The sequence below is a fragment of the Streptomyces sp. XY431 genome (assembly GCF_001279805.1).
GTDB classification, from domain to species: domain Bacteria; phylum Actinomycetota; class Actinomycetes; order Streptomycetales; family Streptomycetaceae; genus Kitasatospora; species Kitasatospora purpeofusca.
In genome coordinates, this window is sequence record NZ_LGDO01000164.1 from 1 (window position 1) to 6,880 (window position 6,880).

General features: G+C 75.5%; 6 protein-coding genes. 3 read left to right on the forward strand and 3 right to left on the reverse strand.

Going from position 1 to position 6,880, the window contains the following annotated elements; genetic code table 11:
• Positions 1-1,155: DUF4139 domain-containing protein (locus tag ADK60_RS18645; protein WP_159400483.1), on the reverse strand; the 1,155-nt coding region annotated here is incomplete at its 3' end.
• Positions 1,156-1,533: 378 nt separating this feature from the next.
• Here ADK60_RS18645 and ADK60_RS18650 point away from each other — a divergent pair.
• From ADK60_RS18650 to der, 3 genes are all read left to right on the forward strand, one after another.
• Positions 1,534-2,619 (forward strand): prephenate dehydrogenase, encoded by a 1,086-nt coding sequence (locus ADK60_RS18650; protein ID WP_045940697.1) that lies wholly within the window; start codon positions 1,534-1,536, stop codon positions 2,617-2,619.
• Positions 2,620-2,867: 248 nt separating this feature from the next.
• On the forward strand, positions 2,868-3,587 hold the full coding sequence (gene cmk, locus ADK60_RS18655; RefSeq protein ID WP_053647394.1) for a (d)CMP kinase: 720 nt from the start codon (positions 2,868-2,870) through the stop codon (positions 3,585-3,587).
• Between the two features lie 170 nt (positions 3,588-3,757).
• A complete protein-coding gene (gene der, locus ADK60_RS18660) occupies positions 3,758-5,215 on the forward strand; it encodes a ribosome biogenesis GTPase Der (RefSeq protein ID WP_053647396.1) in 1,458 nt (485 codons plus the stop codon).
• A gap of 147 nt (positions 5,216-5,362) precedes the next feature.
• On the opposite strand, the gene ADK60_RS18665 is transcribed toward der, so the two are convergent.
• Positions 5,363-6,157, reverse strand: a complete 795-nt coding sequence (locus ADK60_RS18665) for a hypothetical protein (protein WP_053647398.1) — start codon at positions 6,155-6,157, stop codon at positions 5,363-5,365.
• 183 nt (positions 6,158-6,340) lie between these two features.
• On the reverse strand, positions 6,341-6,880 hold a 540-nt coding region (locus tag ADK60_RS18670; protein WP_502687433.1), incomplete at its 5' end, for a DUF8842 C-terminal domain-containing protein.

Consider the following 6,880-nt stretch of genomic DNA (forward strand, 5'->3'; position numbering starts at 1 on the left):
GAACGAGGCAGCCGCGGGGGCCGGGGGCGGGGGCGGCGCGGCGACGGTCGGGCTGACCGGGTCCGGCACTGCGAGCGGCGCCCCGGGGGACCGGAGCGGGCGGTCCGGCACCGGGCGCGGGCCGACCGCGTCGTAGGCCGAGAACAGGTCGGACAGCCCGGCCGGGGGCTCGCGCCAGCCGGAGGGCGGCGGGGCCGGCTGGCTGCGGCCGATCCGCAGCGAGCGCAGCTTGGGCAGGTCGGTGCGGCGTTCCAGGTCGGCGGTGGAGAGGGCGAGGCGGACGCCGGTCCAGTCCTCGTCGGTCTGCTGGGCGACGGAGGCGCGCAGGACCAGGCGGCCGGTGTCGTCGCCCTGGCGGTAGGACAGCCGGTAGGAGGGCACCCAGCGGGCGGCCTGGACGGTGTACTCCAGCTCGATGTCCAGCTCGATGTCCAGCTCGGGGGTGGTGCGGTCGGGGGCGGTGCGGTCGGGTGCGGTGGTGAGGGTGAGGAGGGCGGTGGTCGCGGTCGTGATCGCCTGCTGCGGGTCGGCGGTGGTCGCGCGGGCGATCCGGTCGGCGAGCAACTCGGTCTCGTGCTCGGCGAGTTCGATGTCCCGGGTGAGCAGCTCGGCGCGCCGGTGGAGTCGTTCGAGGCGTTCGTCGACGAAGTCGGCGAGTTCGAGCCAGGCGTCGGCCGGCGTACGGCGCAGCGGTTCGTCGCGGCGGCGGGCCGGCGGGACGGCGCGCAGCGCGGTGGTCTCGGCGACGGCGGCGAGCACCAGCCGGAGGCGTTCCCGCAGCGTGCTCTCGTGCTCCCTGGCCGCGTCCAGCCGCAGGCGCAGTTCGGGCAGCTCGGAGGGGTCGCGAAGTTCGGCGACCGCCTCCAGCCGGGCCCCGGTGACGGCGGTGCCGGCCGGGCCGGAGAGGACCCGGGCGCGCAGCGAGCGTTCGTCGAGTCTTCCGGGCAGGCCGGTCAGCCGGACCCGCCCGTCCGGGGGCAGGGCCACCCGGGCCCGGCGGCGGCAGACCGCGCCGGCGGCGTGGACGACGACGGAGTCCAGGACCGAGGGGACGGTCGGGACGGTGGTTCCTCCTCCGGTGTTCCCGGTGGTGGAACCGGTGGTGGTGCTGTTGTCCTGCGGTTGATGCTGGTCGCTGCTGTGCTGATCGTTCACCCGGCCAACCCCTTCGTCGCGTACCTTCGGCGCCGAGCGCGCGCCGAGCCTTCTCCCGGGCGGCCCATCCTGCCGTGTGCCCGTTCCCGCGTCCCCGGTTTTCCGTCGTGCGTGGCGTGCGGGCGGCCGCGCGTCCGGTCGGTGCCGTCCGGTCGGTGTTGTGTGTGGGGGGCGGTGCCCGGGTGCGGGTGGTGCGGGTCCGTGTGAGTGGGGACGGCCGCGGGGCCCGGTGCGGTTGCGGGTGGCGGCCGCGTGGGCGGTGGCGATGGGGGAGGATAAGGCGGACCCCGGTCCGCGGTTCTGTTCCGCGTGGTTCCGTGCCGGCCGGTGTCGCCCCGTTGCTGTTCCGTTCCGTTCTGTGAGGAGAGCCACCCCGCCATGCGCACAGCTGTCGTCGTCGGTACCGGACTCATCGGCACCTCCGCCGCGCTCGCCCTCACCGGACGGGGTCTGACCGTCCATCTGGAGGACGCCGACCCGGACGCCGCCCGCACCGCCGCCTCGCTGGGCGCCGGCACCACCGAGCCGGCCGACGGCCCGGTGGACCTGGCGATCATCGCCGTCCCGCCCGCGCTGGTCGGCAAGGTGCTCGCCGACTGCCAGCGCCGCGGCCTGGCGCAGTACTACACCGACGTCGCCAGCGTGAAGGACGGTCCGCGGGCCGAGATCGCCGCGCTCGGCTGCGACACCGTCCACTACCTCGGCAGCCACCCGATGGCCGGGCGGGAGCGGTCCGGCCCGCTGGCCGCCCGCGCCGACCTGTTCGAGGGCCGGCCGTGGGTGCTCACCCCCACCCCCGACACCGACACCGGGACGCTGAACGCCGTCCTCGAACTGGTCGCGCTCTGCGGGGCGATGCCGATCGTCATGGACGCCGCGGCCCACGACCGCGCGGTCGCCCTGGTCTCGCACGCCCCCCAGCTGCTCTCCTCGCTGGTCGCCGCCCGGCTGGAGCACGCCGACGAGACCGCCATAAGGCTCTCCGGCCAGGGCGTCCGGGACGTCACCCGGATCGCCGCCTCCAACCCCGCGATGTGGGTGGACATCCTGTCCGCCAACGCGGGCGCGGTGGCGGACGTGCTGGCGGAGTTCGCGACCGACCTCGGCGAGACCGTCACCGCGCTGCGCGCCCTGCAGGCCGCCGAGGAGGCCGAGCGGCGGAGCGGCGGAGCGGGCATCGAGGCGGTCATGCGGCGCGGAAACACCGGCCAGGCCCGGATCCCGGGCAAGCACGGCGCACCGCCCACCCGCTACGAGACCGTCGCCGTCGTGCTCGGCGACCAGCCCGGCGAGCTGGGCCGGCTGTTCGGCGAGGTCGGTGCGGCCGGGGTCAACATCGAGGACGTCGTGATCGAGCACTCGACCGGCCAGCAGGTGGGCTTCGTCCAGCTGGCGGTGGCGCCGGGTGCGGTCCGGCCGCTGACGGCGGCGCTGCGGGCGAGCGGGTGGAGCGTCCGGGACTGAGTGTCCTGCGGTCCCGGGGCCGAGCGCCCTGCGGTCCCGGGACCGAGTGCCCTGCCGGCCCGGGGCCCGACTCGGTTGCCGGGCCGGTTTCCCGGTCCGGGGCGGGGTGGATCGGGGGCTCGGCACCGGCGGGGCCGGGTCGGGCGTCGGTCCATTAACCTTGAGGGAGACAATCCCCGGCCGCCCCGTAGATCCGGGCTGCCATGCTCAGAGATCAGAGATCCCAGCTCCAGAGAGAGGTTCGCGCCGTGGACACTGCCGACCGAGCGCACGCCCCGGTCGTCGTCGCCATCGACGGACCCTCCGGCTCCGGCAAGTCGACCGTCTCCCGGGCGGTCGCCGCCCGGCTGGGCCTGAGCTTCCTGGACACCGGTGCCATGTACCGGGCGATGACCTGGTGGATGCTGGCCAACGACATCGACGTGGCCGACCCGGAGGCGGTGGCTGTCGCCTGCGGCAAGCCGGTGATCGTGTCCGGCACGGACGCGGACGGTCCGACCATCACGGTCGACGGCCGCGACGTCTCCGGCCCGATCCGCGGTCCCGAGGTGACCGTGCAGGTCAGCGCCGTCTCCGCGGTGCCGGCGGTGCGCGCCCGCCTGGTCGAGCTGCAGCGCGGCTGCGCCGGCGTCGCCGAGCGCGGCATCGTCGCCGAGGGCCGGGACATGGGGAGCGTGGTCTTCCCGACCGCCACCGTCAAGGTCTTCCTGACCGCGTCGGAGGCGGCCCGGGCCGAGCGCCGGGCGACCGAGCTGCGGGCCAAGGGCCTGGACGAGGCGACCATCACCGCGATGGCCGCCGACCTGGCCCGCCGGGACGCGGCGGACTCCTCGCGGGCGACCGCGCCGCTCACCCAGGCCGCGGACGCCGTGCTGGTGGACACCAGCGAACTCACCCTGGAGCAGGTGATCGACCGGATCACGACGCTGGTCGAGCAGCGGGCCGGAGCCGCGCTCTCGACGGTCTGAGACCGGCCGGACCGTTCGGTCCGGCTCCTCGACCGGAACTTCCGGCAAGAACTTTCTGACAACAAGCGGGTGCCGTGGTGGCACCCGAACCCACTCGCGCTGCCCCGGAGGGGCAGGTACGCACGGCGCGTCCCTGGGAAGGGCCGCACCGGGAAACGGACAGTACGAACATGACCGCAGAGCACACCTCCGCCGGCCCCGGCGAGCTGGACGCCGCCGACTACGCCGAGTTCATGGCGCTCGCCGCCGAGGAGGGCTTCGACCTCGACGACGTCGACGGCTTCGGCGACGGCAGCCACGCGCCGCTTCCGGTGCTGGCCATCGTCGGCCGCCCGAACGTCGGCAAGTCGACCCTCGTCAACCGCATCATCGGCCGTCGCGAGGCCGTCGTCGAGGACAAGCCCGGCGTCACCCGCGACCGCGTCAGCTACGAGGCCGCCTGGAACGGCCGCCGCTTCAAGGTCGTCGACACCGGCGGCTGGGAGATCGACGTCCTCGGCATCGACGCCATGGTCGCCGCCCAGGCCGAGCTGGGTATCGAGCAGGCCGACGCGGTGCTGTTCGTGGTCGACGCCACCGTCGGTGCCACCGACACCGACGAGGCCCTGATCAAGATCATCCGCCGGGCCGGCAAGCCGACCGTGCTCTGCGCCAACAAGGTCGACGGCCAGTCCACCGAGGCCGAGGCCGCCTACCTCTGGTCGCTCGGCCTGGGCGAGCCCTACCCGGTCTCCGCCCTGCACGGCCGCGGCTCCGGCGACCTGCTCGACGCGGTGATGGCCGCCCTGCCCGAGGCCCCGCCGCAGACCTTCGGCGACGCCGCCCCCGGCGGCCCGCGCCGGGTCGCGCTGATCGGCCGGCCGAACGTCGGCAAGTCCAGCCTGCTGAACAAGGTCGCCGGCGAGGACCGCGTCGTCGTCAACGAGCTGGCCGGCACCACCCGTGACCCGGTCGACGAGATGATCGAGCTCGGCGGCAAGACCTGGAAGTTCGTCGACACCGCCGGCATCCGCCGCCGGGTCCACATGACCGCCGGCGCCGACTTCTACGCCTCGCTGCGCACCTCCGCCGCGCTGGAGAAGGCCGAGGTCGCCGTCGTCCTGATCGACTGCAGCGAGACCCTCGCCGAGCAGGACACCCGGATCATCACGATGGCCGTCGAGGCCGGTCGCGCCGTCGTCATCGCCTACAACAAGTGGGACCAGCTCGACGAGGAGCGCCGCTACTACCTGGAGCGCGAGATCGAGCGCGACCTCGTCCAGGTGCAGTGGGCGCCGCGGGTCAACGTCTCGGCCAAGACCGGCCGGCACATGGAGAAGCTCGTCCCGGCGATCGAGACCGCGCTGCAGGGCTGGGAGACCCGGATCCCGACCGCCCGGCTGAACGCCTTCCTCGGTGAGCTGGTGGCCGCCCACCCGCACCCGATCCGCGGTGGCAAGCAGCCGCGCGTCCTGTTCGGCACCCAGGCGGGCACCCGGCCGCCGCGGTTCGTGCTGTTCGCCTCGGGCTTCCTGGAGGCGGGCTACCGGCGCTTCATCGAGCGCCGGCTGCGCGAGGAGTTCGGCTTCGTCGGGACGCCGATCTCGATCTCGGTGCGGGTGCGGGAGAAGCGCAGCCGGAAGAAGTGACGGGTGACGCTCCGGTGGAGCCGCTGATGCGGTGAGCCGGGGCGGAAGCCGTGGGGAAGGGCCCTGTCGGCCGGTCTTCGGACCGGGTGGCGGGGTCCTTCGTCGTGTGCGGCCGGAGTCGGGGTGCGGGTCGCGGGGTGCGGTGGGTCAGTGGTGGTCGCCGCTGCGGCCCGGGGGGAGGGAGAGCAGGCTGCGGTGGCGGCCGCCGCTGGTCGCGCCGGGGCCGCCGCCGGGGCCGTAGGCGGTGCCCACGGTCGGCACGGGGGCCGGGACCGGGACCGTCACCGGGGCGGGCGCGGGCAGGTGCGTTGCCATCGGGTGCGGGACGGAGCCGAGGTAGCCGGCCGCCACCCAGCCCTGGCCGGTGCCGAACTGGGCCGGGGCCGGTGCATGGGGGTGGGCCGGGGCGGCGACGGGGTGGAAGCCGGTCGCGTACGGGCTCGGCGCGTGGCCGGGGTGGCCTCCGTGGGTGTGGCCCTGGTCGTGTGCGTGGATCTGGGCCGGGAGGGCGGGGAGTCCGCTGTGGCCGTGCTGGCTGTGCGGGCCCTGGTGGCCGGTGTGGCTCGTGTGGCCGTGGTGCTCGGCCGGGCCGGGGTGGTCGGGGTTGCCCGGCTGGCTCGGCATGAACTGGGGGAGGCCGATCGCCTGGCCCCCGTACGTCTGGAACGCCTGGTGCTGCGGGGGGTAGCCGCGGTGGTCGGTCCGGTGGTCGGCGCGCCCCGGGCCGGTGTCGCGGACGGCGAAGCCCGCGAAGGCGAGGTCCTCCTCACCGGAGCGGTCGCCGGGCAGGGCGCGGAAGAGGCGCCGGTACTCGGAGTACAGCTCGTCGTAGATCGGCGTCGCCGAGTGCGGGTGCTCGGCGTCGTACGACGGGCGCATGCCCGGGATCGCGCGGGAGGCGGCGGACCGCCGGGGGGCTGCGGGGACGTCGTAGCTGTACACGCAGGGCCCAACGAGTGAGGACGCCGGGGGATGCGGGGTGCGGCGGCCGCCTGCCGGGGGCCGGGCGGGGCCGGGCCGGGCGGGGCGCCGGGGGGGTGCCGTCCCCGGCTGCCGCCGGTGGGGGCCGCGTTCGGGCGGCGGCCCCCACCGGCGGGCGGTCCGGTCGGCGGCCCCGGGCGCGGCTCAGGTGCCGGCGAGCGGGAGGGAGGCGGACACCACCTGGCCCAGCGCCACCGCGCGCTCCAGCGCCTGGCGCAGCAGGTCCTCGCGCGGCTGCCGGCCGACGGTCCCGGCCGGGACGGCGTACATGGTCACCTCGCCGAGCTGGTTGGCGGCGAACCGCCAGGCATCGGTCACCTGGAGCGGCTGGTGGGCCTGCCACCAGCCGGTGCTGCCCCCGGCCGCGGCCGGCTGGAGGATCGCGTGCAGCTTGCCCATCGCCACCAGCACCGACCAGCCGGGCAGTTGGTCCGGCGTCTTGTCGAGGTCGGCGACCGGCTGGAAGCCCGCGTCCTGGAGCAGGTCGAGGAACTCGTCCTCGCCGGTGGTGTTGCCGGGCCGGCCGACCGGCCCGGTCGGCTCGACGACCAGCGAGGCGTGGCCGGTGTCGCCGTGCAGCACCAGTCCGCAGGTGATGCCGAGGATCGCGGCCTGGCCGGGGGTACCCGTCCGGCCGGCCGGGTCGGACGCCGCGGCCGGGGCGGGAGCGGCAGGGGCGGGGAG